The 25,655-nt window shown below is 62.4% G+C and carries 21 protein-coding genes; 12 read left to right on the top strand and 9 right to left on the bottom strand.

The genetic code is table 11. The features are described 5' to 3' along the window. Positions 1 to 18: 18 nt before the first annotated feature. The 4 genes from NE851_RS34255 to NE851_RS34240 all read right to left on the bottom strand — a co-directional run bounded on the left by NE851_RS34255 (position 19) and on the right by NE851_RS34240 (position 3,838). Positions 19 to 1,293, bottom strand: coding sequence for an NAD(P)/FAD-dependent oxidoreductase (locus NE851_RS34255; protein WP_097545015.1), 1,275 nt, complete (start codon positions 1,291 to 1,293; stop codon positions 19 to 21). Positions 1,294 to 1,306: 13 nt separating this feature from the next. Then, positions 1,307 to 1,975 (bottom strand): haloacid dehalogenase type II, encoded by a 669-nt coding sequence (locus tag NE851_RS34250; RefSeq protein WP_097545040.1) that lies wholly within the window; start codon positions 1,973 to 1,975, stop codon positions 1,307 to 1,309. 173 nt (positions 1,976 to 2,148) lie between these two features. Then, positions 2,149 to 2,823: a 3-oxo-tetronate 4-phosphate decarboxylase gene (gene otnC / locus NE851_RS34245; protein ID WP_097545013.1), complete on the bottom strand. Its 675-nt coding sequence runs from the start codon at positions 2,821 to 2,823 to the stop codon at positions 2,149 to 2,151. Positions 2,824 to 2,839: 16 nt separating this feature from the next. Then, positions 2,840 to 3,838 carry a LacI family DNA-binding transcriptional regulator gene (locus NE851_RS34240; RefSeq protein WP_097545012.1) on the bottom strand — a complete coding sequence of 333 codons (999 nt, stop codon included), beginning with the start codon at positions 3,836 to 3,838 and terminating at the stop codon, positions 2,840 to 2,842. Positions 3,839 to 4,073: 235 nt separating this feature from the next. Here NE851_RS34240 and NE851_RS34235 point away from each other — a divergent pair, with 235 nt between their 5' ends. The 11 genes from NE851_RS34235 (at position 4,074) to NE851_RS34185 (ending at position 17,114) form a co-directional block, all read left to right on the top strand. Further along, on the top strand, positions 4,074 to 5,390 hold the full coding sequence (locus NE851_RS34235) for an MFS transporter (protein WP_047619631.1): 1,317 nt from the start codon (positions 4,074 to 4,076) through the stop codon (positions 5,388 to 5,390). A 168-nt stretch (positions 5,391 to 5,558) separates the two neighbouring features. Then, positions 5,559 to 6,503 (top strand): L-threonate dehydrogenase, encoded by a 945-nt coding sequence (ltnD, locus tag NE851_RS34230; RefSeq protein WP_047619673.1) that lies wholly within the window; start codon positions 5,559 to 5,561, stop codon positions 6,501 to 6,503. Positions 6,504 to 6,517: 14 nt separating this feature from the next. Next, positions 6,518 to 7,294 carry a 2-oxo-tetronate isomerase gene (gene otnI / locus NE851_RS34225; RefSeq protein ID WP_097545010.1) on the top strand — a complete coding sequence of 259 codons (777 nt, stop codon included), beginning with the start codon at positions 6,518 to 6,520 and terminating at the stop codon, positions 7,292 to 7,294. 3 nt (positions 7,295 to 7,297) lie between these two features. Beyond that, positions 7,298 to 8,578 carry a 3-oxo-tetronate kinase gene (otnK, locus tag NE851_RS34220; protein WP_127431803.1) on the top strand — a complete coding sequence of 427 codons (1,281 nt, stop codon included), beginning with the start codon at positions 7,298 to 7,300 and terminating at the stop codon, positions 8,576 to 8,578. A gap of 155 nt (positions 8,579 to 8,733) precedes the next feature. After that, positions 8,734 to 9,570, top strand: a complete 837-nt coding sequence (locus NE851_RS34215) for a GNAT family N-acetyltransferase (protein ID WP_127431804.1) — start codon at positions 8,734 to 8,736, stop codon at positions 9,568 to 9,570. Positions 9,571 to 9,583: 13 nt separating this feature from the next. Next, positions 9,584 to 10,960 (top strand): aspartate aminotransferase family protein, encoded by a 1,377-nt coding sequence (locus tag NE851_RS34210; protein WP_127431805.1) that lies wholly within the window; start codon positions 9,584 to 9,586, stop codon positions 10,958 to 10,960. Between the two features lie 222 nt (positions 10,961 to 11,182). Beyond that, complete coding sequence (locus tag NE851_RS34205; RefSeq protein WP_063473483.1) at positions 11,183 to 11,896, top strand: HAD-IA family hydrolase; 714 nt, start codon at positions 11,183 to 11,185, stop codon at positions 11,894 to 11,896. A 63-nt stretch (positions 11,897 to 11,959) separates the two neighbouring features. After that, positions 11,960 to 13,570 (top strand): ABC transporter substrate-binding protein, encoded by a 1,611-nt coding sequence (locus tag NE851_RS34200; protein WP_127431806.1) that lies wholly within the window; start codon positions 11,960 to 11,962, stop codon positions 13,568 to 13,570. 78 nt (positions 13,571 to 13,648) lie between these two features. Next, positions 13,649 to 14,599, top strand: a complete 951-nt coding sequence (locus tag NE851_RS34195) for an ABC transporter permease (protein ID WP_097545002.1) — start codon at positions 13,649 to 13,651, stop codon at positions 14,597 to 14,599. Beyond that, a complete protein-coding gene (locus NE851_RS34190) occupies positions 14,596 to 15,462 on the top strand; it encodes an ABC transporter permease (protein ID WP_127431807.1) in 867 nt (288 codons plus the stop codon). Before NE851_RS34195 ends, NE851_RS34190 begins: the two co-directional genes overlap by 4 nt. Then, complete coding sequence (locus NE851_RS34185) at positions 15,459 to 17,114, top strand: ABC transporter ATP-binding protein (RefSeq protein ID WP_047619617.1); 1,656 nt, start codon at positions 15,459 to 15,461, stop codon at positions 17,112 to 17,114. The genes NE851_RS34190 and NE851_RS34185 overlap by 4 nt, the downstream gene beginning before the upstream one ends. Positions 17,115 to 17,486: 372 nt before the next feature. Here the strand turns inward: NE851_RS34185 and NE851_RS34180 are convergent, their stop codons facing one another. Continuing rightward, positions 17,487 to 17,963 (bottom strand): Lrp/AsnC family transcriptional regulator, encoded by a 477-nt coding sequence (locus tag NE851_RS34180; RefSeq protein ID WP_127431808.1) that lies wholly within the window; start codon positions 17,961 to 17,963, stop codon positions 17,487 to 17,489. Positions 17,964 to 18,295: 332 nt separating this feature from the next. On the opposite strand from NE851_RS34180, the gene NE851_RS34175 reads away from it, so the two are divergent. Further along, positions 18,296 to 19,621: an NAD(P)/FAD-dependent oxidoreductase gene (locus NE851_RS34175; RefSeq protein WP_127431809.1), complete on the top strand. Its 1,326-nt coding sequence runs from the start codon at positions 18,296 to 18,298 to the stop codon at positions 19,619 to 19,621. A gap of 160 nt (positions 19,622 to 19,781) precedes the next feature. On the opposite strand, the gene NE851_RS34170 is transcribed toward NE851_RS34175, so the two are convergent. The 4 genes from NE851_RS34170 to NE851_RS34155 form a co-directional block, all read right to left on the bottom strand. Next, a complete protein-coding gene (locus NE851_RS34170) occupies positions 19,782 to 22,322 on the bottom strand; it encodes a methyl-accepting chemotaxis protein (RefSeq protein WP_254962509.1) in 2,541 nt (846 codons plus the stop codon). A 264-nt stretch (positions 22,323 to 22,586) separates the two neighbouring features. Next, positions 22,587 to 23,336 carry a ribonuclease activity regulator RraA gene (locus NE851_RS34165; RefSeq protein ID WP_047619610.1) on the bottom strand — a complete coding sequence of 250 codons (750 nt, stop codon included), beginning with the start codon at positions 23,334 to 23,336 and terminating at the stop codon, positions 22,587 to 22,589. A 21-nt stretch (positions 23,337 to 23,357) separates the two neighbouring features. Beyond that, entirely contained in the window at positions 23,358 to 24,521 is a 1,164-nt protein-coding gene (locus NE851_RS34160; RefSeq protein ID WP_048338741.1) for a mandelate racemase/muconate lactonizing enzyme family protein, read from the bottom strand. 33 nt (positions 24,522 to 24,554) lie between these two features. Continuing rightward, the gene (locus tag NE851_RS34155) at positions 24,555 to 25,652 is read right to left on the bottom strand and encodes an ABC transporter ATP-binding protein (RefSeq protein WP_047619671.1); all 1,098 of its coding nucleotides are present in this window, start codon (positions 25,650 to 25,652) and stop codon (positions 24,555 to 24,557) included. Between the last annotated feature and the right edge of the window lie 3 nt (positions 25,653 to 25,655).

Below are 25,655 nucleotides of genomic sequence, written 5' to 3'. Positions count from 1 at the left end.
TGCTGATCCATTTCTGCCTTACTGGAAGCGGTCGAGCGTCTTGTAGTAAAGCCCGACCAGCGGCAGGAACCACGGTTTGCCGAAGTGGCCGGGGACGGCCGGCCAATCGAGACCCTTGATTGGGTTACGGTCGGCCTTGCCGAGGATGGCGTCGGCCATGATCATGCCGAGATGGGTGGAGAGTTGGGCGCCGTGGCCGGAATAGCCCATGGCATACCAGACACCATCAACATAGCCGGCGCGCGGATAGCGGTCCTTGGTCATGTCGACGAGCCCGCCCCAGCAATAGTCGATCTCGACGCCGGCAAGCTGCGGAAAGATCTCAGCCAGGCTGGCGCGCAGAATATCGCCGCTCCTTGCGTCCGATCGCTGATCCGACGTGGCGGAAAAGCGGGCGCGACCGCCGAAGATCAGCCGATTGTCCGGCGACAACCGGAAATAATTGCCGATGTTCATCGACGTCACGCAGGTGCGGTTGCCCGGCATCGTCGCGGCAATTTCGGCGTCGGTCAGCGGACGGGTGGCGATCAGGAAGCTGCCGACGGAAACGATCCGGCGACGGAAATAACTGAAGAGCGACGGCGTATAGGCGCCTGTCGCGACCAGCACGTGGTCGGCGGTGACGGTGCCGCGTCCAGTCGTAAGGCTGTGGCGGCCGTTGCCCTGCCGATGTGCCGTCACCGCCGCCTTTTCGAAAATGGTGGCGCCGCGGCGAGCAGCGGCGGTGGCGAGCCCGGCGACATAGCGGCCCATATGCATCATCGCGCTCTTCTTCGAGAGCATGGCGCCATGGAAGGGCGAGCCGACCTCGCCTTTCAGCTCATTGGCGGTCAGAAGTGCGGTATCCGGATCGACCTCTTTGTGGACAGCCTCGAAATTGCGGGCAATGGCATCGAAATGCTGCGGCTTGGAAGCAAGCTTCAGCTTGCCGGCGCGGCGGAAATTGCAGTCGATCCCCTCCTCGGCGATAACAGCCTCGATCGTGTCGATGGAATCGTCGAGTGCCCTGTAAAGCGCGACAGCTCGCTCCGCGCCGAGTGCTGACTTGGCGGAGAGGAAACTGTGGGCGAGCCCATTGTTGAGGTGTCCACCATTGCGTCCCGATGCCCCCCAGCCGACCCGTTCGGCCTCCAGCACCACGACCTTGACGCCGGCCCTTGCAAGCTGGCGCGCCGCGGCAAGCCCGGTAAAGCCGGCGCCGATGACGGCGACATCGTAATGTCCTTCGACGGGGCCTTGTGCGCCGCCGGCAAAGGCTGGTGCCGTGTCGTGCCAGTAGGATTCGAACTGCATCCGCGTGCCTCCGTCAGAGCCCGACGAAGCCAGGCAGGCCCGAGATGTCAGGAATTTCGACATAGCCGTAATAGGGATTGGCCGGCTCGTGGCCGCGATTGACCCAGACCTTGTTCTTGATGCCGAGATCGTGGGCCGACATCAGGTCATAGCGGAAGGAGGACGAGCAGTGCAGCACGTCCTCCGGCCCGCAGCCGAGCATATCAAGCATATATTCAAAGCCCTTGAAGCGTGGCTTATAGGACTGCGCCTGCTCGGCGGTATAGACCGCATGGAAGGGCGCGCCGAGTTTTTCAACGTTCGACATGATCTGCGAATTCATCGCGTTGGAGAGGATTACCAAAGGGATTTCCTTGGCGACCTTGGCGAGCCCGGCCGGCACGTCCGGATGCGGCCCCCAGGTCGGAACCCGCTCATAGATCATCTTTGCCGCTTCATCGCGAAAGGTCACGCCATTGCGCTTGCATGTCCGCTCGAGTGAATTGTGCACCACCTCGGCATAGGGTTTCCAGTCGCCCAGGATCTCGTCGAGCCGATAGGCGGCGAAATTCTTGATGAACTCCGCCATGCGCCGCTCGTCGAGCTCTTCGCCGTAGAGATCACGGGCCGCTTCCGCCATCTGAAAGTTGGTCAGCGTGCCGTAGCAGTCGAAGGTGATGTATTTCGGACGGAACGTCGTCATCTGCGTATCCTTGAATGACCGGAACTGGGGACGTGTCACAATCATAAGCACCGCTTCCCCCGCAGCTCGCCTGAATTGGCAGCATCGGAAGCAGAATCTATCGTATCGAAAGCGGGGTTTGGCAGAAGGTTGCGCGCATTCGCCCGCAGTCAACGGCCGGCGGAGTGACGCCTTCAATCACCGTCGTGATCATGATCGTGATGCGACGGAAGATCGAGGCCGAAGGTTTTGACGAGATCGGCCACCTGAGCCGGGCTGAGGAAACGGGGATTGAGGTTGCGCAACAGCAGATAGAGCTTTGCGGTTTCCTCCAGTTCCTCAGTGGCGAAGACCGCTGCTTCCAAGCTGTCGCCGGCGACAACAGGTCCGTGATTGGCCAGAAGCACCGACGAATACTTGCCCGCCAGCCCGCGGATGGCATCGGCCACATCAGGATCGCCCGGACGATAATAGGGCACCAGCGCGGTTTCGCCGGCGCGCATCAGATAATATGGCGTCATCGGCGGCAGGGCGGCGCGCGGATCGACCTCCGGCAGCATGGTCAGCGCCACCGCATGGGTGGAGTGAAGATGGACGATGGCGCGGGCGCTGCCGCGCGTGTCGTAGAGGGCCGTGTGCAGCGGGATTTCCTTGGTCGGCTTGTCGCCGGACAGGAGCCGGCCTTCGGCATCGAGCCTGGAGATCCGTGCCGGGTCGAGAAAGCCGAGCGAGGCATTGGTCGGCGTGACCAGCCAGCCGCCGTCCTCAAGCCGCAACGATATGTTGCCCGACGAACCGGGCGTCAGCCCGCGCTCGAACAGCGAGCGGCCGTATCGGCAGATTTCCTCACGCAGGCGCGCGTCGGACATGACAGTTCCTCCAATATTACGCAGTTGCCCCTTCGATCAGTTCAAAGCCGAGATCGACGGCCTGCGGCGGCGCGTTGGCGACGACCATCTGGGCGGCTATCTGTCCCGTCGCCACGCGCGGCGTTCGGATGGTCGACAGTGGTTGCGGTGTTACCCGGCCGATATCGAGGCCGTTATAGCCGAAAATGGCGAGCTTCGAGGGGATCGCGATCCCTTGAGCCAGACAGTGAAAATAACCACCCAGCGCCATGTCGTCGTTGGAGAAATAAACCGCATCGAGATCGGTCGTCCGGGCAAGCAGCCGCTCCAATCCCAGCCTGCCGTTTTCCACGGACGAGGCGCCGGCGAGAATTTCACGGGCGACGAGCGGTGCGTCATGCGCATCGAGCGTCTCGCAAAAGCTGGAAAACCTCTTGCCGGCACGGGTATCGCGGTTGAGGTCGTGACCGACATAGCCGATCCGGCGGTAACCCCGCCTCAGCAGGAAGGCCGCGCTCTCCCGCCCGGCCGCGCGGTTCGAGAAACCGACGGCGATATCGAGAGCATCGCCATCCAGATCGAGCAGCTCCACGATCCGGCAGCCGCTGGCGCGCAGCATCTTCACCGTGCCCTCGGTATGCTCGTATCCCGCCAGCATGACCGCCGCCGGCCGCCAGGCAAGCATCGCGGCGGCGAGCGCCTCCTCCTTGCCCGGATCGTAATCGGTCACGGAGAAAACCGCCTGGTACCGGTTCTCCTCCAGAACGGCGCTGGCGCCGCGCAGCACATCGGGAAAGACGATGTTGGAGAGCGACGGAATGACGAACGCGACAAGACGCGACCCGGTGGAGGCGAGCGTTCCGGCGATCCGGTTCGGCACATAACCCAGCCGCTCGACGGCGGCCATCACCCGCTCCCGCGTCTTGCCGGAAAACGAACCATGGTTGCGCAGCACGCGCGACACCGTGCTCTCGCCGACACCGGCCGCCTCCGCGACCTCGGCAAGCGTGACCGTCGCCTGATGTTTGAATTCCATCGTTACGTTTGAACCCGGCTTTCGAGGTGGTCGTTCAGCCTGTCGGCCGATGACCCGCGTTATCCCCATTTTTCACTGCTCCCGCCAAGAAGCAAGGTTTTTTTGGCAGCGCTACCAATTTGCTGTTGGCAGCGCTGCCAAAATGGATTAATGAAAATGGCAGCGCTGCCAAAAATGGCTCGGCGTGCCGCGGGAGGATCGACAGGGACCGCGGCAACAATCGGAGGAGAAAATCATGACGCTGCAGACGCAGGCGCCAATCGCTGGCGCATATACCGCTGAAGCCGCGGAAGACCGTGCCTATGGCAAGGTCTTCTGGCGCATCGTACCCTTTTTGATGCTGTGCTACGTGGTCGCCTATCTCGACCGCGTCAATGTCGGCTTCGCCAAGCTGCAAATGTCGAGTGAACTCGGCCTTTCGGAAGCCGCCTACGGCATCGGTGCAGGCATTTTCTTCATCGGCTATTTTCTGTTTGAAGTGCCGAGCAATATCATCATGAACAAGGTCGGCGCGCGGGTGTGGATCGCCCGCATCATGGTCACCTGGGGTATCATTTCCGCCGCCTTCATGTTCACCTCGTCGGAAACCGTCTTCTATGTCCTTCGTTTCCTGCTGGGCGTGGCCGAAGCCGGATTTTTCCCCGGCATCATTCTTTATCTGACCGCGTGGTATCCGGCCCACCGCCGCGCCAGGATTATCACCACCTTCATGTCGGCGATCCCGATATCCGCCATTTTCGGCAATCCGCTTTCGGGTCTCCTGATGGACAGCTTTCACGGCACGCATGGTCTTTCCGGCTGGCAGTGGATGTTCCTGATCGAAGCCATTCCGGCCATTCTTTTCGGTGTCGCGACGTTCTTCTATCTTGATGATACGATCCAGGGCGCGAAATGGCTGAACGATGAGGAAAAGCGCGTGCTGACGGCCAATATCGAGGCGGAGAACCGGGGCAAGACGGCAAGCCCGCACAGTATCGGTGCAACGCTGACCGACCGTCGCGTCTGGCTGATGTGCCTGATCTATTTCTGCTTCGTGCTCGGGCAATATGGGCTGAATTTCTGGATGCCGACCATCGTCAAGGCCTCGGGCGTCAGCGGAAACCTGAATATTGGCCTGATTTCGGCGATCCCCTATATCTGCACATTCGTCGCGATGCTGGCACTCGGACGTTCCGCCGACAGGCTGCGTGAACGCCGCTGGCACCTCGTCGTCCCGGCTCTGATTGCCGCCGGTGGTTTTGTCGCGGCGACCATGGCGACGAGCACGACGGTGTCGATTGTCTGCCTCTCGCTGGCGGCAGCGGGCGCGATCAGCTGCGCACCGCTCTTCTGGTCGCTTCCGACAGCTTTTCTTGCCGGCACCGGCGCTGCGGCCGGCATCGCCTGGATCAATTCGGTCGGCAACCTCGCCGGGTTTCTCGGGCCGTTTCTGGTCGGCTATCTCAAAGACTTCACCGGCACCAACAGCGCCGGCATGTATCTGCTGGCGGCCGCGCTGGTCATTGGTTCGCTGGCCGTGTTGACGGTTCCGGCGAAAACCGTCAATCGCTGAACTCGCGCACAACCCCGAAAATCGGAATCGATTTTCGGAAAGGATTATGCGCAAATTCAAAATGTTAGAGCGTCATTAGCGCGTCTTGTAGACGCACGGCGCTCTAGAGCCCCTCCGGGACGCTACCCGGAGGGCACAGACCTTCCTCAGGAGATGGAGAACCTCCTCATGTCACCGCTTGCTGAAAATCCGGGCTCCGCCGTTGTCGCAGCCGTCATCGGTCTTGGTTCCATGGGGCTCGGAATGGCCCGGTCGATGAAGCGCGCAGGTCTCGACGTCATTGGATATGACATCACGCCGGCGGCGGTGGACCGCTTCATCGCCGAGGGCGGGCGCGGCGCGGCGACCCCCGCCGATGCGGCAAAGGGCGCCGACATTGTCGTCTCCGTGGTCGTCAACGGCGCGCAGACCGAGGCCGTACTGTTCGGACCAGAAGGTGTCGCGCATGCGATGAAGGCCGGTGCGGTCTTCATCTCGTCGGCCACCATGGATCCCGCCATTGCACGCAACCTGGCGCAAAGGGTGGAGGCTCTCGGCCTGCATTATCTCGACGCGCCGATTTCGGGCGGCGCCGCCAAGGCGGCGCAAGGCGCACTGACGATCATGGCTTCCGGCTCCAGACAGGCCTTCGACACGGCGCGCCCCGGACTCGAGGCCATGGCCGGCAAGGTCTACGAGCTAGGCGATGCGGCCGGGAAAGGTGCTGCCTTCAAGATGATCAACCAGCTTCTCGCCGGCGTGCACATCGCCGCCGCCTGCGAGGCCATTACCTTCGCCGCCAAGCAGGGCCTCGACCTCGACAAAGTCTATGAGGTGATCACGGCTTCGGCCGGCAATTCATGGATGTTCGAAAACCGCGTGCCGCATGTGCTGGCCGGAGACTATACTCCGCTGAGCAGCATCGAGATTTTCGTCAAGGATCTCGGTATCGTCCAGGACATGGCCCGCTCCGAGCGCTACCCGGTGCCGCTCGCGGCAGCGGCCTTGCAGATGTATCTGGCCGCCGCTGGAGCGGGCATGGGCCGCGACGACGATTCCTCGCTGGCGCGGCTCTATGCCCAGCTTTCCGGCGCAGAATTGCCCAGCTCCGCCAAAGAGCCGCAGAGCCTGTAGAGGGAACACGAGACATGCCGGTTTTCGCCGCCAACCTGACGATGATGTTCAACGAATGGGCGTTCCTCGACCGCTTCGACGCCGCAGCCGATGCTGGCTTTACCGCCGTCGAATATCTCTTCCCCTATGAAGCCCCGCCGGAGGCAATCGCCGAGCGGCTTGCCCGCAACAATCTGCAGCAAGCCTTGTTCAACCTGCCGCCGGGCGACTGGGCAGCCGGCGAGCGTGGCATCGCCGCTCTTCCCGGACGCTTCGATGCGCTGAAAGCCGATGTCGAACGGGCGCTGGACTATGCGGCGGCGACGAGTGTCAAGCGATTGCACTTGATGGCCGGCATCGCCGACCCTGATGACCAAGACGCCTCTTCCTCTTACCGGCGCTCCGTCACCTATGCTGCCGAGCGGCTTGCGGAAAAGGGCATCGATCTGCTGCTCGAGCCGATCAACGGGCGAAACATGCCGGGATACTTCCTCAGCGACTTCGGCGCGGCCGAGCGGCTGATTGCCGAATCCGGCCTGCCAAACCTGAAACTCCAGTTCGACATCTATCACCGACAGATCATCCATGGCGACGTCGTCATGGCGTTGCGACGCCTGCTGTCGATCACCGGTCATATCCAGATCGCCAGCGTGCCGTCCCGCAACGAACCGGACGGGGAGGAACTGAATTATCCCTATCTGTTCGGCGAAATCGACCGCCTGGGATATGGCGGTTTCATCGGTTGCGAATACATCCCACGCGGCCACACGCTGGACGGTCTTGGCTGGTTCAAACCTTTTGCACGGAGCTAGACGATGGCTATTTTGCTCGGATCAATCGCCGACGACTATACCGGCGCCTCCGACCTCGCCAACACGCTGACGAAGAACGGCCTGCGCACGGTGCAGACGGTCGGCATCCCCGATCCGACACTCGCGTTGCCGGATGTCGACGCCGTGGTCGTTTCCCTGAAAATCCGCTCCGTCCCCGCCCCGGACGCCGTGACGGCCGCGACCCGCGCCGAGCGATGGCTACGCCAGCGGGGCGCCGGCCATGTGCTTTACAAGATCTGTTCGACCTTCGATTCCACCGATGCCGGCAATATCGGTCCGGTCACCGAGGCGTTGAGCGAGGCGGCCGGCGGCGGCTCCGTGCTGGTGACGCCTGCCTTTCCGGAAACGGGACGCACCGTCTATCTTGGCCATCTCTTCGTCGGCAGCCAGCCGCTAAACGAAAGCCCGCTCAAGGACCATCCCCTCAATCCGATGCATGACGCCAATCTCGTGCGGGTGCTCGCCCGGCAATCGCGCAACGCCGTCGGACTGGTCGATCTCACCGCCATCGCGGCCGGGCCTGATGCCGTCAAGGCGAAGCTCGATGCCCTACGCACGGCAGGCGTCACCATCGCCATCGCCGATGCGATTTTCGAACGGGATCTTGAAACGCTCGGCGAGATCGCATTGGAAACACCGGTATCGACAGGTGCGTCCGGCCTCGGCCTCGGCCTTGCCCGCGCCCTCGTCCGCTCCGGCCGGATATCCTCCGGCGGTGCAACGACGGCGGACGCCATTCGCCCCGTCGGCGGGCTGTCCGCGATCGTTGCCGGCAGTTGTTCCAAGGCGACGCTGCGCCAACTCGACGTCGCCGAACGGTCGATGCCCGTGCTGCGGCTCGATCCGGAGCGGCTGCTTGCCGGCCCGGATGAGGTCGCCACGGCGATTTCCTGGGCCGGAGACAGAATCTCCGCCGGTCCTGTGGTGATCGCCGCAAGTGCCGCGCCGGAGACCGTGTCCCGGCTGCAATCGCTCTATGGACGAGAAGCCTCCGGCCACGCGATCGAGACCGCGACCTCGATCATCACAGCCGAACTGGTGCAGAGAGGCGTGCGGCGCCTTGTGATCGCAGGCGGTGAAACCTCAGGGGCGGCGGTCGATAGGCTCGCCATTCCGGCATTTCTGATCGGCCCGGAGATTGCGCCCGGCGTGCCGGTGTTGCGCACGGTCGGCAATGCCCAGGGCGATATGCTTCTGGCGTTGAAATCAGGAAACTTCGGAGGCGAAGATTTCTTTACGGCAGCGCTGGCGATGATGCACTGACGGGATCTGGGGTCGACGAATATCGATCGGCTCTAGCATAAGATGCGGTGGTCCATGGCAGCAAAGCCATAAGATACTGCTTGAACCATGGCCTTCAGACGATCTGCCCGCCGGCGCTCCGGCAGACTGGCGGGCACGACATGAAGGACGCCCCCATGCAAGCAAGTCAGATCGAAATCGTCCCATTCGGCCCCGACCATCTGGAAGCCGCCGTCGCGCTCTCAAGACAGGCGGGCTGGCCGCACCGGACGGAAGACTGGCAGCTGGCGCTCGCTCTAAGCGAGGGGATGGTCGCGATCGAGAACGGCAAGGTCGTCGGCACCGTGCTCGTCACGCCATACAAGGGCGATTGTGCAACTATTAACATGGTCATCGTCGACGAGACGATGCGCGGCCGCGGCCTTGGCCGCAGACTGATGGACGCCGCACTGTTGACCGCCGGTGACCGACCGCTGAGGCTGGTGGCGACGACGGCAGGCCTGCCGCTTTACCAGAAGCTTGGCTTCCGCGAGACGGGAACCGTGCTGCAGCACCAAGGCCTTGCCGGAGAAATCGCTGCCCCGGCGGAAACGGAAGCAGCCACCGCCGCCGATCTCCCTGCCATCGCGACACTCGATCGCCTGGCCTTCGGCGCCGATCGAGAAGGACTGCTCTCTTATTTCGCCGGGATCGGCGAATTCGCCGTCATTCGCAGCGACAGCCGCATTTCCGGCTTCGCCTGCCTGCGTCCTTTCGGCCGCGGCGAAGTGATCGGACCCGTGGTGGCCGCCGACCTTAGCAAAGCCAAGACACTCATCGAACATTTCATCGCCAGGCGGCCCGGACGGTTCCTCAGGGTCGACACCACTGACGAGACCGGGCTCTCCCCATGGCTCGCCGAACAGGGGCTGGTCCATGTCGGCGGCGGCATCACGATGAGACAGCCGTTGGCCAAAGACGCCGCCGATCCAACCGCCACCACCTTTGCCCTCGCCAGCCAGGCACTCGGCTGATCCGGAGATCTTCATGTACAGCAATTCCCTCATCGAACTCGATCGCGCCCACCTCATTCATCCGGTCGCTTCCTATCGCGGCCATGAAAAGCTTGGCGTGCGCGTGTTGGCTTCGGCCAAGGGCGCCACGGTCACCGACGCATCGGGCAAGCAGCTGATCGACGGCTTCGCCGGCCTCTGGTGCGTCAATGCCGGTTACGGCCACGAAAGCATCGTCGAGGCGGCGGCCCGGCAGATGCGCGAGCTTCCCTATGCGACGGCCTATTTCGGCCTCGGCTCCGAGCCCGCGATCCGGCTTGCCGGTGAACTCGCCGACCGCGCGCCGGGCGATCTCAACCATGTCTATTTCACGCTCGGCGGCTCCGATGCGGTGGACAGCACGGTCCGCTTCATCCGCTACTATTGGAATGCCCGAGGACAGCCTCAGCGCGATCAGTTCATCTCGGTCGAACAGGGCTATCACGGCTCCTCGACGGTCGGCGCGGGTTTGACCGCGCTGCCCGCCTTCCATGCCGGCTTCGGCCTTCCCTTCGACTGGCAGCATAAAATTCCGTCTCACTACGCCTATCGCAACCCGGCGGGCGACAGTCCGCAGGCAATCATCGACGCCTCGCTTACCGCGCTGAGAAGCAAGGTCGAGGCGATCGGGCCGGACCGCGTCGCCGCCTTCTATGTCGAGCCGATCCAGGGCTCGGGCGGCGTGCTGGTGCCGCCGAAAGGCTGGATGAAGGCCATGCGCGAATTCTGCCGCCAGCACGACATCCTGTTCGTGGCGGACGAGGTGATCACCGGCTTTGGCCGCACCGGCCCGCTTTTTGCCTGCAGCGAGGATGGGATTGTTCCCGATTTCATGACGACCGCCAAGGGCCTCACCTCCGGCTACGTCCCCATGGGCGCCGTCTTCATGTCCGATCACGTCTATGAAACGATTGCCGAGGGCGCGGGCGCTGCCGCCGTCGGCCACGGCTACACCTATTCGGCCCATCCCGTCAGCGCCGCGGTCGGGCTCGAAGTCCTGAAGCTTTACGAAAACGGCCTTCTCGAAAACGGCGTCAGGGCCGGCGCACGGCTGATGCAGGGCCTGGAGTCGCTGAGGGATCATCCGCTCGTCGGCGACGTCCGCGGCCGCGGCATGCTGGCCGCCGTCGAACTGGTGGTCGACAAGGTGAACAAGACGCCGTTGCCGGCATCCGCCGAACCGGCCCGCCGCATCTTCGACCGCGCCTGGGAGAACGGCCTCGTCATCCGCGCCTTCGGCAATGGCGTGCTGGGCTATGCGCCGCCGCTCTGCTGCACCGAAACGGAGATAGACGCGATCGTCGAGCGCACTCGCGTCACGCTGGACGAGACGCTGGAGGACCCGGATGTGCGCCGGGTGCTGCAGGCCTGAGAATATCGCGAAACGGTCAGATTCGGTATTTTCTGCCGCCTCATGACGCCTTTTCGGAGAATCCGGCGCGGTGCAGGTGACACACTGAAATCAACGAAAGGCCCGGATCCCGGCAATACGGGCCTTCGACACAAGAGCGGGACAACGATCCCGCCGACGGGAACAGAATATTCTTCTTCGACAAGCCGCGCTCCCACCGGAGCCGAACACTGGGGAATTCACGTGAGCAAGAGCCTTCCGGAATTCAAATATATGACCTTCGACGTCGTCGGCACGCTCATCGACTTCGAAGGCGGTCTCAAGACCTGCTTCGCCGAGATTGCGGCTGAGGTGGGAGGCGCAGTCGACGGCGAGCAGGCGCTCAGCCTCTACCGCGCGGCCCGCTACTCCGAGAATGCCGACCTCTTTCCCGACGACCTCGTGCGCGTCTACCTCGCGATCGCGCCGAAGCTCGGCCTGCCCGCCGACAAGAAGTACGGCGAACGGCTGCGGGACTCGGCCAAGGGCTGGAAAGGTTTCGCAGACAGCGCCGCTGCGCTGGCAAAACTTTCGAAGGATTATCGCCTCGTGGCGATGACCAACGCCCGGCGCTGGGCATTCGATTTCTTCGAGAAGGAACTCGGCAATCCTTTTTATGCCGCCTTCACCGCGGATGATACGGGGACCGAGAAACCCGATCCCGAATTCTTCGAGAAGGTATTCGCCTACGTCGCCTCGGAAGGACATTCGAAGGACGACATCCTGCATGTCGCCCAGAGCCAGTACCACGATATCGGGATTTCCCGGAAACTCGGGCTGACCAATTGCTGGATCGAGCGGCGCCATGCCGAGAAGGGTTATGGCGGCACGATCGAGCCGGCCGAGTTCACCAAACCCGATTACCATTTCACGTCCATGGCAGGCCTTGCCGATGCCGTGGCCGCCGCGCGCGCCTAACTTTGAAAGCAGATCGGGCCTGCCCGCAACGGGCAGCCCGCCACACAAGAAAAGGGGAATGAGATGAACGACAAGATCACCAATTGGACCAGATCCGACGACGTCATGATCGAGACCGCCATCCGTCGTGGCGCGACCCGCCGCGAGCTGCTGCATATGATGCTCGCGGGCGGCGTGGCCATGTCAGCCGGCGGGCTCGTGCTTGGCCGCGCCGGCAAGGCGCTCGCCGCCACGCCCGTTTCCGGCGGCTCGCTCAAGGCGGCCGGCTGGTCGTCCTCCACGGCCGATACACTCGACCCCGCCAAGGCGTCGCTCTCCACCGATTATGTCCGGTGCTGCTCCTTCTATAACCGCCTGACTTTCCTCGACAAATCAGGCACGCCGCAGATGGAGCTTGCTGAAGCGATCGAATCCAAGGATGCGAAGACCTGGACGGTCAAGCTGAAGAAGGGCGTCACCTTCCACGACGGCAAGCCGCTGACTGCCGACGACGTGGTCTTCTCGCTGAAGCGTCATCTCGACCCATCCGTCGGCTCGAAGGTCGCCAAGATCGCCGCCCAGATGACCGGCTTCAAGGTCGTGGACAAACAGACCGTCGAGATCACCCTTGCAGATCCGAATGCCGACCTGCCGACCATCCTGTCGATGCATCACTTCATGATCGTTTCCGACGGCACGACCGATTTCACCAAGGCCAACGGCACCGGCGCTTTTGTCAAGGAAGTGTTCGAGCCGGGCGTTCGCTCGGTCGGGATCAAGAACAAGAACTACTGGAAATCCGGCCCGAACGTCGATTCCTTCGAATATTTCGCGATCAGCGACGACAATGCCCGCGTCAACGCGCTGTTGTCGGGCGACATCCACCTTGCAGCGTCGATCAATCCGCGCTCTATGCGGCTCGTCGAGGCCCAGGGAGAGGGCTTCTTCCTGTCGAAAACCACCTCGGGCAACTATACCAACCTCAATATGCGGCTGGACATGGATCCCGGCAGCAAGCGCGACTTCGTCGAGGGCATGAAGTACCTCGTCAACCGCGAGCAGATCGTCAAGTCGGTGCTGCGCGGCCTCGGTGAAGTCGGCAACGACCAGCCGGTCTCCCCCGCCAACTTCTACCGCAATGCCGACCTGAAGCCGCGGGCCTTCGATCCCGACAAGGCGAAGTTCCATTTCGACAAGGCCGGCGTCCTTGGTCAGTCCATTCCGGTGATCGCTTCCGAGGCGGCCAACTCCTCGATCGACATGGCGATGATCATTCAGGCTTCAGGCGCCGAGATCGGACTGAAGCTCGATGTCCAGCGCGTTCCCTCCGACGGCTACTGGGACAATTACTGGCTCAAGGCGCCGATCCACTTCGGCAATATCAATCCCCGTCCGACGCCGGATATCCTGTTCTCGCTGCTCTACTCCTCTCAAGCCCCCTGGAACGAGAGCCAGTACAAGTCGGAGAAGTTCGACAAGATGCTGATCGAAGCACGAGGCTCGCTCGACCAGGAGAAGCGCAGGGCGATCTACGACGAGATGCAGGTGATGATTGCCAACGAAGCCGGCACGATCATCCCGGCCTATCTCTCGAACGTCGATGCCACCGCCGCCAAGCTCAAGGGTCTGGAGCCCAACCCGCTCGGCGGCCAGATGGGATACGCCTTCGCGGAATACGTCTGGCTCGAAGCCTGATAAAATGAAGGGACCGGGGCTGCAGCCCAAGCCCCGGTTCTTCCGGAATTGAACTCGAAACGCAACAAGGAGGCGTCCGTGAACAACCAGGTCTTGTCCCTGGTGCTGAGCCGATTGCTCATCGCCCTGATCACCCTGGTGATCGTCTCCTTCGCCGTCTTCTTCGCGACAACGCTGCTGCCCGGAGATACAGCGACCATACTGCTCGGTCAGGCCGCCACGCCGGAAGCCGTCGAAGGCCTGCGCAAGGCCATGCATCTCGACGAGCCGGCCCTCTTCCGCTTCCTGCGCTGGGTCGTCGGGTTGCTGCAAGGCGATCTCGGCACGTCCTACGCCAACGAAATGCCGGTTACTGCGCTCATTGCCGGCCGCTTCGTCAACACGCTGAAACTTGCCGGCGTCACCGCGCTCTTCTCCGTGCCGATCGCGCTCACGCTCGGGATTACCTCAGCCATGCTGCGCGGTACGGTTTACGACCGGATCGTCACGGTGATCACCATCGGCGTCATCTCCGTGCCGGAGTTCATGGTCGCGACCTCTGCCGCGCTGATCTTCGCCGTCTATCTGAAATGGCTGCCGGCGCTCTCCCTGGCCAATGAGGTCCATAGCCTGAGCGACATCTTGCGCGTCTATGCCATGCCGGTGATCACACTGACCTTCGTCGTCTCAGCCCAGATGATCCGCATGACCCGCGCGGCTGTGATCGAGACGCTCGCCACGCCCTATGTCGAGATGGCACTGCTCAAGGGCGCTTCGCGGCCGCGCATCGTCTTTCGCCATGCATTGCCGAATGCGCTCGGCCCGATCGTCAATGCCGTCGCACTTTCGCTGTCCTATCTGCTTGGAGGCGTCATCATCGTCGAGACCATTTTCAATTATCCCGGCATCGCCAAGCTGATGCTGGATGGCGTAGCCACCCGCGACCTGCCGCTGATCCAAAGCTGCGCGATGATCTTCTGCCTTGGCTATCTGCTCTTGATCACCATCGCCGATATCATCGCCATCCTTTCCAACCCGAGGCTCCGATGACAATGACCAACTCCGAGACCACGTCCGACCGGCTGTCCGGAACCCGGCTTGGCTATCGCTTCAACATCGTCGGCGCGATCGGCCTGACCGTGATCCTTTCCTGGGCGCTCGTCGCGATCTTCGCGCCTTGGATCATCCCCTACCCCGTCGGCGAGATCGTCGATCTCGACTATTTCGGCCCGATGAGCCGGGAACTCTGGCTCGGCTCCGATTATCTCGGCCGCGACATGCTCTCGCGGATCCTGATGGGCGCGCGTTATACGGTCGGCATCTCGCTGGCGGCGGTCACGATCGCCTGTTTCAGCGGCGTGGTGCTCGGCATGATCGCAGCGGTCGCCGGCGGCTGGCTCGACACGATCCTCAGCCGCTTCCTCGACGCCCTCAATTCCATTCCGAGCAAGCTGTTCGGCCTGGTGGTCGTTGCTGCCGTCGGCTCTTCGGTCCCGGTTCTGATCCTGACGCTGTCGGTGATCTACATCCCCGGCGCCTACCGCTTCGCCCGGGCGCTCGCCGTCAACATCAATGCGATGGATTTCATCACCGTCGCGCGCATCCGCGGCGAAAGCACCCTCTATCTCATTCGCTCCGAAATCCTGCCCAACATTGTCGGGCCGGTGCTTGCCGATCTCGGCATCCGCTTCGTCTTCATCGTTCTGCTGCTCTCCGGGCTTTCCTTCCTCGGCCTCGGCGTCCAGCCGCCCTATGCCGATTGGGGCGCTCTCGTGCGCGAAAACATCGGCGGCCTGCCCTTCGGTGCGCCGGCGGTGATGTTTCCCTCGCTTGCCATCGCCAGCCTGACGATCAGCATCAACCTGCTGATCGACAACCTGCCGCAGAAGATCCGCGACCGGAGTGCGTCATGAGCAATTTCATCGAAATCCGTGACCTGAAAGTCGAGGCCACCACCGATTCCGGCCGGCGCGTCGAGATCATCAAGGGTGTCAGCCTCGACGTTGCCGAGGGTGAGATCGTCGCGCTGATCGGCGAGAGCGGCTCGGGCAAGACAACCATCGCGCTCACCCTGATGGGCCATACCCGCGCGGGCTGTCGCATCTCCGGCGGCAGCGTTTCGGTCGGCGGCAAGGATATGGTCAGGCTCAGCGAAAAGCAGCGCGCCAAGGTGCGCGGCACCGAAGTCGCCTATGTCCCGCAATCGGCCGCCGCCGCCTTCAACCCAGCCACGACGATCATGGATCAGGTGATCGAAGTCACGCGTATTCATCAGCTGATGTCGCCGGACGAGGCGCGTGCCCGGGCCGTCGAGCTCTTCCGGGCGCTGTCGCTGCCGGAACCCGAAACGATCGGCAGCCGTTACCCGCACCAGGTTTCCGGCGGCCAGCTGCAGCGTCTGGCCGCCGCCATGGCGCTGATCGGCGACCCGACCCTCGTCATCTTCGACGAGCCGACGACGGCGCTCGACGTGACCACCCAGATCGAAGTGCTGCGCGCGTTCAAATCGGTGATGAAAAAGGGCGGCATATCGGGCGTCTATGTCTCGCACGACCTTGCCGTCGTCGCCCAGATCGCCGACCGCATCGTGGTCTTGAAAGGCGGGGAGACCCAGGAAACCGGCACCACCGAAGAGATCCTCAACCATGCGAAGCACCCCTATACCAGAGAGCTGCTCGCAGCCTTCGAACCGAAACTGCGCGCCGCAGCAGCCCCCATCGAGCGCGAGACGGCGCCGCTTCTGAAGATCGAAGATCTCGTCGCGGGCTACGGGCAGCGCCAGGCCGATGGCCTCCCGCTCGTTCGTGCGGTCGAGCATGTGAGCTTGAAGGTGGAGAAAGGCCGCAATCTCGGCATCATCGGAGAATCCGGTTGCGGCAAGTCGACGCTCGCCCGCACCATCGCCGGCATCCTGCCGGCCGCGGTCGGCAAGATCGTCTTCGACGGCACGGAGCTGCGCCGCAACGCCCGCGAGCGCTCACGCGATCAGTTGCGCGAGATGCAGATCGTCTTCCAATATGCCGATACCGCCCTCAACCCGGCAAAATCGGTGGAGGACATCCTTGCCCGGCCGCTGGTCTTTTACCACCGCATGGATCGACAAGCGCGACACGCCCGGATCGATCAATTGCTCGACATGGTGCGCCTGCCCCGCAATCTGCGCCATCGCCGGCCGGGAGAACTTTCGGGCGGGCAGAAGCAGCGCGTCAACTTCGCCCGGGCGCTTGCCGCCGATCCGAAGCTGATCCTCTGCGACGAGATCACCTCGGCGCTCGACACGGTGGTCGCCGCCGCGGTCATCGACCTGCTCAAGGAGTTGCAGCGCGAACTCGGCCTTTCCTACATCTTCATCAGCCACGATCTCTCGGTGGTGGAGGCGATCTGCGACGAGATCGTCGTGATGTATGGAGGCCGGAAGGTCGAGCAAATCACGTCCTCAACAGTGAACGCGCCGCAACATCCCTATTCGCAACTGCTCTTCTCATCGGTGCCGACGCTCGATCCGGCCTGGCTCGACGGGCTTCAGCAGGATCCGGAACTGGTGCGTGCCTATTGCCGGCACTGAGCGCCGATTCTGCTTCGAGAGGACGTGCCGGCCACATCCAGCGCCCACCCGGTCAGGTCGTGTTGAAACGCCTGGGATCCAAGGCACGAGATCTGCAAGTGGCAGCGAATATGGCTTTGGAAACCAAGCCCGAAATTCTGTCGCAAGTCCTTCCAACCAGTATGAAGCTTTTCATTATGGGGAGAACAACCTGCGACAGAGAGACTCGGCAGCTGCGCAGGACCGATGGATCGGATAGATGATGCAGTTGTGTGAGGTCGGTCCGGAACCCTGAAAGATTGCGTTGGGACACTCGGCCAAGGGGAGTTTGCGAACCACAGAACATGCAGTCGTCATTCAGGAGCATAGCTCCGCCGCGGTCCTTCTCGCCGGCTAAAGCGGAAACAAGGTGGTGAGCGGCATGTGGGCCTTGATAATCGGTGACTTCAGCACGACGAAGCTGAAATATTTGTCGATGCCGACGTCCAAGTCGGTGAGGCGCTCCATGATCGTCTGGTATTCGTCGATCCCGGCGGTGACGAATTTCAAGAGATAATCGTAGCCGCCTGAAACCAGATGGCATTCGATCACCTGATCGACCTTCTCGATCGCCGCCAGGAAGCGGGCAAAGTCGATCTGCCGGTGGTTCTTCAGGGTGATCTCGGTGAACACGGTCAGCGTCTGCCCCAGTTTGCTGACGTTGATCTGGGCCGAATAGCCTTCGATATAGCCTTCCGACTGCAGCTTCTTCACCCGCATCAGGCAGGGGCTCGGCGACAGATTGACCAGTTCGGCGAGTTCTACATTGGTGACGCGGCCATTTTTCTGCAGCTCGTAGAGAATTTTTACGTCGATCCGGTCGAGTTTCATCGCACGCCTTCGCTGCTTGAGATCGCCAACGACGCAGCAGATTATGCCGCGACTTTCAATACCGACCTTAACACATAGGGAAGAGCTGTCGACCATGTTGCGGGACAGGCCGAAGCACAAACGGCTGCAGGTCTCCCCACAAGACGGAATCTTCTGCTGCCGCCGGCTGATCTCCGGCAAAGGCGTGGCGGCGGATCCGCTAGACTAGCGCATAACCCCGAAAATCGATTCCGAATTTCGGAAAGGATTATGCGCAGATCCAGGTGATAGAGCGTCCTTTGCGCGTCTGAAAAGAAGCGCGGCGCTTTAATGCCTGAAACGGAGACCATCCCATGCCCGCACCGCTCAATCGCGTCGACACCACGCCGGAACTGCCCGCTGCTGCCGATGCGGTGGTGATCGGCGGCGGCATCGTCGGCGTTTTCGCGGCCTATTATCTCGCCCGGCGGGGATTGAAGGTCGCCCTCGTCGAGAAGGGCCTTATCGGCGCCGAGCAATCGAGCCGCAACTGGGGCTGGTGCCGCCAGCAGAACCGCGACGCCCGAGAATTGCCGATGTCGACCAAGAGCCTCGACCTGTGGGAGCGCTTCGCCACTGAGACCGGGGAGGAGACGGGCTTCCGTCGCTGCGGTCTCTTTTATCTGAGCAATAACGACGAGGAACTGTCCGGCTGGGCACGCTGGCGCGATTTCGCCCGCTCGGTCGGCGTCACAACGCACATGCTGAGCAGCGCCGAGGCGAGCGAACGCGGGCGTGCCACCGGCGTCTCATGGAAAGGCGGAGTGTTTTCGCCGACCGACGGCACGGCCGATCCGGCGAGCGCTGCGCCGGCCGTCGCGCGTGCGATCCTGAATCTCGGCGGCACGGTGCATCAGTCCTGTGCGGCCCGCGGCCTCGACGTCGAAGGCGGCAGGCTTTCCGGCGTCGTCACCGAGCATGGCACGATCCGGACTAAAATCGCGATCCTGGCCGGCGGCGCTTGGGCCTCCTCCTTCTGCCGCCAACTCGGCATTCGATTTCCGCAAGCCTCGATACGCTCCTCGATCCTCTCCGTATCCCCGGGCGCTAGCGGCCTGCCGGATGCCCTGCATACATCAGCGGTGTCGGTGACGCGACGCCGCGATGGCGGCCATACGCTGGCGATCAGCGGCCGCGCCCGCGTCGATCCGACGCCACAGCAGTTCCGCTTCGCGCGGCAGTTCCTGCCGATGTTCGCCCGACGCTGGCGCAGTCTCAAACCAGGCGGGTTGGAGGGCTTTCGCTCGGGTCACGAATCTCTGGCACGCTGGCGGCTCGACAGACCGACGCCGATGGAGCGCATGCGCATCCTCGATCCGCTGGTCGACGAGGCGACCGTTGCGCTGACGCATGCACGGGCGCTTGAGCTTCTGCCTGCTTTGAAGGAGACCAAGATCGCAGCGGCCTGGGCGGGCTATATCGACAGCACGCCGGACGGCGTGCCGGGGATCGGCGAGATCGCCAGCTTGCCCGGCTTCATCCTTGCTGCGGGCTTCAGCGGCCACGGCTTCGGCATCGGGCCGGGCGCCGGCCATCTGATTGCCGATATCGTCACAGGCGACGAGCCGATCGTCGATCCCAGGCCCTACCATCCCGACCGCTTCGGGGGATCCGCCTGGGGCAAAGTGGCCGATTTCTAAACGGCTCGGCCACCCCGGCTCGGACCTCGGCGGTGGCAGAAATGATCCCTGTCCGGATCGCAGCATATACAGGAACCATAACCATTGGCCTGAAAGCGGCGATGGCAGGCACGCGTTACGCTTGGGCAATCACCTCCGGCGAGATTCCCGAAGTCATCCCTCACGAGACCAGCGACATCGGCCGGCGGGCGGCGGGCGACGCCCTCCCGCCATCGGCAGTCTGAAAGTGCGAAATTCTTTCGTTCAAGACTTCGACCTGTTGCCGAAGCCGGTGAATCTCCGCGGTGTTTTCCTCCACCATCGCAGCATTGTGCTGGGTAATGTGCTCGACATCACGAACGGCGTTGTTGACCTCGTCGATGCCCTTGTATTGCGTGGTCGTGGAAGCTGAGATGACCTGCACCAGCCCGTTGATCGAGGTGAAGTGTTCCATGATGGCCGACAGCGCCTGGCCGGTCTCCTCGACGAGCGTGACGCCCGCGCCGACCTGCGATGCGCTGGTGGAGATGAGATCCTTGATCTCGCGGGCAGCCTTGGCGCAACGCTGAGCAAGCTCGCGCACTTCCTGAGCAACCACGGCAAAGCCTCTGCCGGCCTCTCCTGCGCGTGCCGCCTCGACGCCGGCATTGAGGGCGAGGAGATTGGTCTGGAAGGCGATCTCGTCAATCACGCCGATGATGCTGCTCACTTTTTTGGAGGACCGGTTGATAGCGCCCATGGCATCGACGGCCTTGGCGACGACGGCCGCGGAATGCTCCGCCTGGCGGTGCGCCTCGGCGACCGAAAGCGACGTCTGACGCGCGTTTTCGGCTGTCGTCCGCACGCTGGCTGTGAGTTCGCCGAGCACCCGCGAACTCTCCTCGAGGGAGGCCGCCTGCTGTTCCGTGCGGCGGGCCAGATCGTCGGCGGCGCCGGAAAGATTGGTGCTGCCCTCGGCGATCTCGTAGGTCGAGTTGCGAACCTCGGCGACCGTCAGGCGCAACGCGTCGATGGCGTGATTGTAGGTGCGGGCCATGGCGACATAATCGGCGGCCAGATCCTCGCTCATCTCTGCGGCGAGATTGCCATTGGCGAGCTTGCCGAGCATATCGGACAGAGCGTTCAAAGCCTCGCTCTGTTCCGCCTCGATGCGCGCCTGTTCGGCGGCGCGGCGGGCCTGCTCCAATTCGTCCCGCGCCCTGTTTGCTTCGGCAAGCTCTTCCAGCCTGGTCTTCTCAAGCGCCTGGTCGCGGAAGACAGTCACGGACCGGATCATGTCGCCGATCTCGTCGCCGCGCTTGCCGTCACCGATGGAGATGTTCAGATCGCCGTCGGCAAGTCTCATCATCGTCTGGGTGATCCGCTTCAGCGGCCCGCGCAGCGTTTCGATCAGCATGAGGCCGCCGATGATCGCAAGCACCGTGCCCGCAATCATTGCCGCAAGTGACATTGTCGCCGAACGCTGGCTGATTTGCTTGCCGCTCTCCTGTGCCGTGCTGACGAACTGCTCGAGCGTGTGGCTCGCATCGGCCACCAGTGCGGTCGCCGCCTCCTTGTCCGCGCGCCACCGGTCGGCGATCGATATCAGAAGCGAACTATCCTTTTCGATCGAGGCAAGGGACGGCTCGATCTTCTTGGCAAGATCCTGCAAGGCGGCGTTTTTCCCGCTCAAGGGTACGAGTTGAGCAGCGCTTTCACGCAGCGCCTTGAGATCGGCGAGAACGGCATCCCGCGCCTCGGCATCGACTCGCCTGTTCAGTTCGCTTAAGTGCAGCCGCAGATCGTCAATCGATTTGAATGCGGTATTGACGATCGCCACCATCGAGCGAAGGGTGGCGATGCTCGCATCCATGCCGACAAAACGCTCGATCGCAGTATCCGCATTCCCAGAGGCAAGCTTTCCAAACTTCTCCTCGAAGCCCTGCAGTTCCTGGTCGACAGGAGCGTAGCTGTCGAGCGTAAGGCTGGCGCTGTCCTTGGCTATCGCGGCGAGCTTGTCCAATACCGGCTTAAGCGCGGCAAGCTGGCTTCTGGCCTTGTCGGAGGCGAGCGCGGCGCTGCCGCCGGCCTCCTTGACGAGCGGCGGCAGGAGGCTGCCGAGAGCGCCGGTGATATCCGCGGGGGCATTGGCCTGCGCGGTGGCCTTACGCAACTTTGCAATGCGTTGCGCGAGATTCTTGTAGACTGAAGCATCGAGAAGAAGCGCCCGGACGAAGGTCTCCTTGCCATTCGCCTGATCTTGGAGAACGTCGAGCTGTTTGCGCGCCGTCTGGCTTTCCTTGAACAGCCCGGCCACCGCGTCGTCGATCGCCTGTTCGGTATTCACACGCTCCTGTGACACGGCCCAAAGCGCATCGGCGCCGCCCTGCATCTTAGCCCCGAGTTCGCGCACGGCAGCAATCTGCTGCTTCTGCGCCGGATCGATCAACATGGCATCAAGCGTCGCCGCTCCCTTCTGCTGCTCGGAGATGCTGGCGATCAATCGTTCGCGCGTGGCCGATATCGGGAGATCGGTAAAGGCCGTCAGAGAGGATCGCAGCTGTTGAAAACTGGAAAGGGTTTCGATCGTCTGCCGGGTCAGGGTCATCTGGCCATTGAGCGTACCGGCGGTGAAATAACCGAAAAGACCGATGCCGGCGATGAGGATGACCAGAGGCACCACGAAGAAGAGGACCTTGGTCACGATCCGCATACGCTGCAACAGTCGATCAATCAGCGCCATAAACTAGCCCCCGCCCCAGTAAATTGGCTCATTCTCCGGCGCGACCCCTCCCCTTGGCCTGCAGCAGTCGTTGATCGCGCCAGGCCATCACAGTAGTCACAACTGTTAAAAAAATGGTCAATGGTGTCGAGTTCAATCGAAGCCTGCGATATGCGGACGAGGGCGCATTTTCCGCGCTCCCGTCTTGCCGCTCAGCCGATGGCCATCGGGCTTTCATTGCCGCCGGAAGCCGTCGTCGCTCACGCCACCCTTGAAGAGGTTAGGCTAACTCCGGTTCTCCAAGCGATTTGTTTTGCGCCACTCTTCGTATTCTCCGCGGGCATCGTCATGCAGAGGATAGTAGCGCTGCAACGACCCTCCCTCCATAAGCTTCACGCGTGAGAACTCCTCCCAATCGTGATGCTTTTGCGACTCTTCGATGACCTTCGAGGCCATTGCGACGGGAAGCACCACCACCCCGTCATCGTCGGCGACGATGATGTCGCCGGGGATTACCGTGACACCGCCGCAGGCAATCGGAACGTTGACGGCATTGGGATAGATGCTGGTCTGCACATGGTAGTTGGGAGTCCAGCCACGCAGCCATAGGGGGAGGTCTAGCTTCTCGACATTGGGCCGATCGCGCATGCACCCGTCGATTACGATGCCAGCGCCGCCCCTGCCTTTGAAATACGTCGACATCATATCGCCAAAGACCCCCGAACTCATGTCGCCGCGCGCGTCGACCACGACAACATCGCCCTCCTGCGCGTGATAGAGCACGTGCCGGTGCAACTGCGTCTCCGGATCGGCATATTCTCCCTCGGTGAAGAGGTCCGGCCGCTGCGGCATGAACTGGAGCGTCAGCGCCGGCCCGACGATCGACTTCCCGTGGTTCTGCGCCACGGGACCCACCATGTGCGGATTGCGGAAACCCATGTGGCCAAGCGTGCCGGCAACCGTCGCGGCGCCGATTTCCTTCAGTGCGTCGATCAGCTCTTTGGGCGGACGGGTAATGTCGGGAGTATGCGTCATTTCAATCTCCGCTGGATGAAACTACCAGTTCGTAACCGAACCGTCGCGGCGCTTCAGGTGAGGCGCTTCCCAGAAACGAAAGCTCTCCGCCTTGACCGCCTCTTCGTTGACCTCGACGCCGAGCCCCGGCAGATCGCTGACCGGATAGTCAGGTCCGTCGAGCCGTGGCTGCACGGGGAAGAAGTCGGAATTGTCGAAGCCCAGCTTTGTTTCGGGCACCCTGGTCTCAAGCCAAGCGAAATTCGGCACCGCGGCGGCGAGATGGATGGTCGCGGCCGTGCAGACTGGGCCAAGAGGATTGTGCGGCATCAGGTCCACATAGTGCGCCTCGCTCCAGCCAGCCACCTTCATCGCTTCGGTGAGCCCGCCAACATTGCAAACATCGAGCCGGTTGAACTGATGGATGCCGCGCTCGATGTAGGGCAGGAACTGCCACTTGCTGGCAAATTCCTCGCCGATGGCGAACGGGATGTCGGTCATCGTGCGCAGGGATTCGTAGGCCTCCGGTGTCTCGTCCCGTATCGGCTCCTCGAGAAAATCAAGCACGCCACGGCCGAGTTTGTTGCAGAAGCTGGCCGCCTCTGCCACCGACAACCGGTGGTGATAGTCGATGCCGAGGACGACGTCGTCGCCCAGCGCCTCGCGCGCCTTGTTCAGCATCGTTGCGGTAACGCCGATCGATTCGCGCGGCTCGAAGATGTCCTTGCTGTTTTGCCCGATGGGAAAGAAGCGGATCGCCTGCCACCCCTGTGCGCGTAGTTCGCGGGCTCGTTCGATCGCAACGTCGCCCTCAGCCTCGTCACCGGTCGAGGCGAAGGTAGGAATTCGGTCGCGCTGCTTGCCGCCCAGCAGTTCGTAGGCCGGCACCCCCAGCGCCTTGCCCTTGATGTCGTGAAGGGCGATGTCGATGGCGGAAATCGCCGCCTGCAGAACGCGCCCGCCTTCGAAATATTGGCTGCGATAGGCTTCTTGCCAGATCCGACCAATCTGCATCGGATCGCGGCCGATGAGAAACTCCCGATAGTGCTCGATCGCGCCAACCACGGCCTTCTCGCGACCGCTCAAGCCGCTCTCGCCCCATCCGAAGACGCCCTCGTCGGTCTCGACCTTGACGAGCATCTGGTTGCGTGTTCCCACCCATACTGGATAGGGCTTGATAGCGGTGATTTTAAGCTTCGTGGTCATCCACACCCTCATTCCGGACGTATCGACTCTGTCTCAGTGGGCCTTGAGGGCCATTTCTGTTTCGCCGTCGAACAAATGCATTCGCTCCTGGTCGAACTCGAGCCAAATCATTTCGTCCGGCGCGACGGCAATGGTCGGCGGCACGCTGACGTTGACGATTGCGCCGGACAGGAACGCTTGTACGAAGGTGACGTCTCCCGTTGGCTCCACCGTGTAGGCCTTGGCGGGTATGCTTCCAGGCACTGCACTCTTGTGCAGTTTGATCGTCGAGTGACGTGCGCCGAGCACGACTTTCTTGGTGGTCGCCCTCGCGACCTTCTGGGCATTGTGTGGCGAGAGCTCGAGGCTCCAGCCCTCCGCGCTGGTCAACACAGTATTGCCGCCCACCGTGGATGCCTCCAGCGGAACAAGGCTCATCGCCGGGCTGCCGACGAAGCTGGCGACGAACATGTTCACCGGATGGGCAAAGACCTGCGCCGGTGAATCGTATTGCTGCAGGTAGCCGCCGTTCATCACCGCCATCCTGTCCGCCATGGTCACGGCTTCGAGTTGGTCGTGCGTCACATAAATGATCGTTGCCTTGAGGTCCTGGTGGAAGCGCTTGATCTCCGACCGCATCTGCACGCGCAGCTTTGCATCGAGGTTGGAAAGTGGTTCATCCATCAGGAAGACCGCCGGATCGCGAACGAGAGCGCGGCCCAGGGCCACGCGCTGCTGTTGTCCGCCCGAAAGTTCGCGCGGCTTTCGCTCGAGCAGCTGCGTCATGTCGAGCACTCGCGCTGCTTCCTTGACCTTCCTGTCGATCTCGTCCCTTGGCAGTTTGCGCATCTGCAGCGGGAACGCCAGATTTTTATAGACCGATTTTTGCGGATAGAGCGCGTAGTTCTGGAACACCATTGCGATGTCCCGGTCCTTGGGGTCCAGGTCATTGACCACCCGGTCGCCGATGACGATGTCGCCCGATGTGATGGGGATCAGCCCCGCTACAAGATTGAGCGTGGTTGTTTTGCCGCAGCCTGAAGGGCCGACGAGCGCAACGAATTCGCCGTCGTTGACCGTCAGCGAAACGTCGTTGACAGCTTTGAAGCTGCCATAGGTCTTGACAAGATCTTTGAGGACCACGTGGGCCACCGG

Origin of the sequence: Rhizobium anhuiense bv. trifolii (genome assembly GCF_024346605.1) — a bacterium.
In the GTDB taxonomy this organism is placed as follows: domain Bacteria; phylum Pseudomonadota; class Alphaproteobacteria; order Rhizobiales; family Rhizobiaceae; genus Rhizobium; species Rhizobium anhuiense.
Note: the sequence above shows the minus strand (reverse complement) of the source record. Positions and strands in the feature narration are given on the sequence as shown.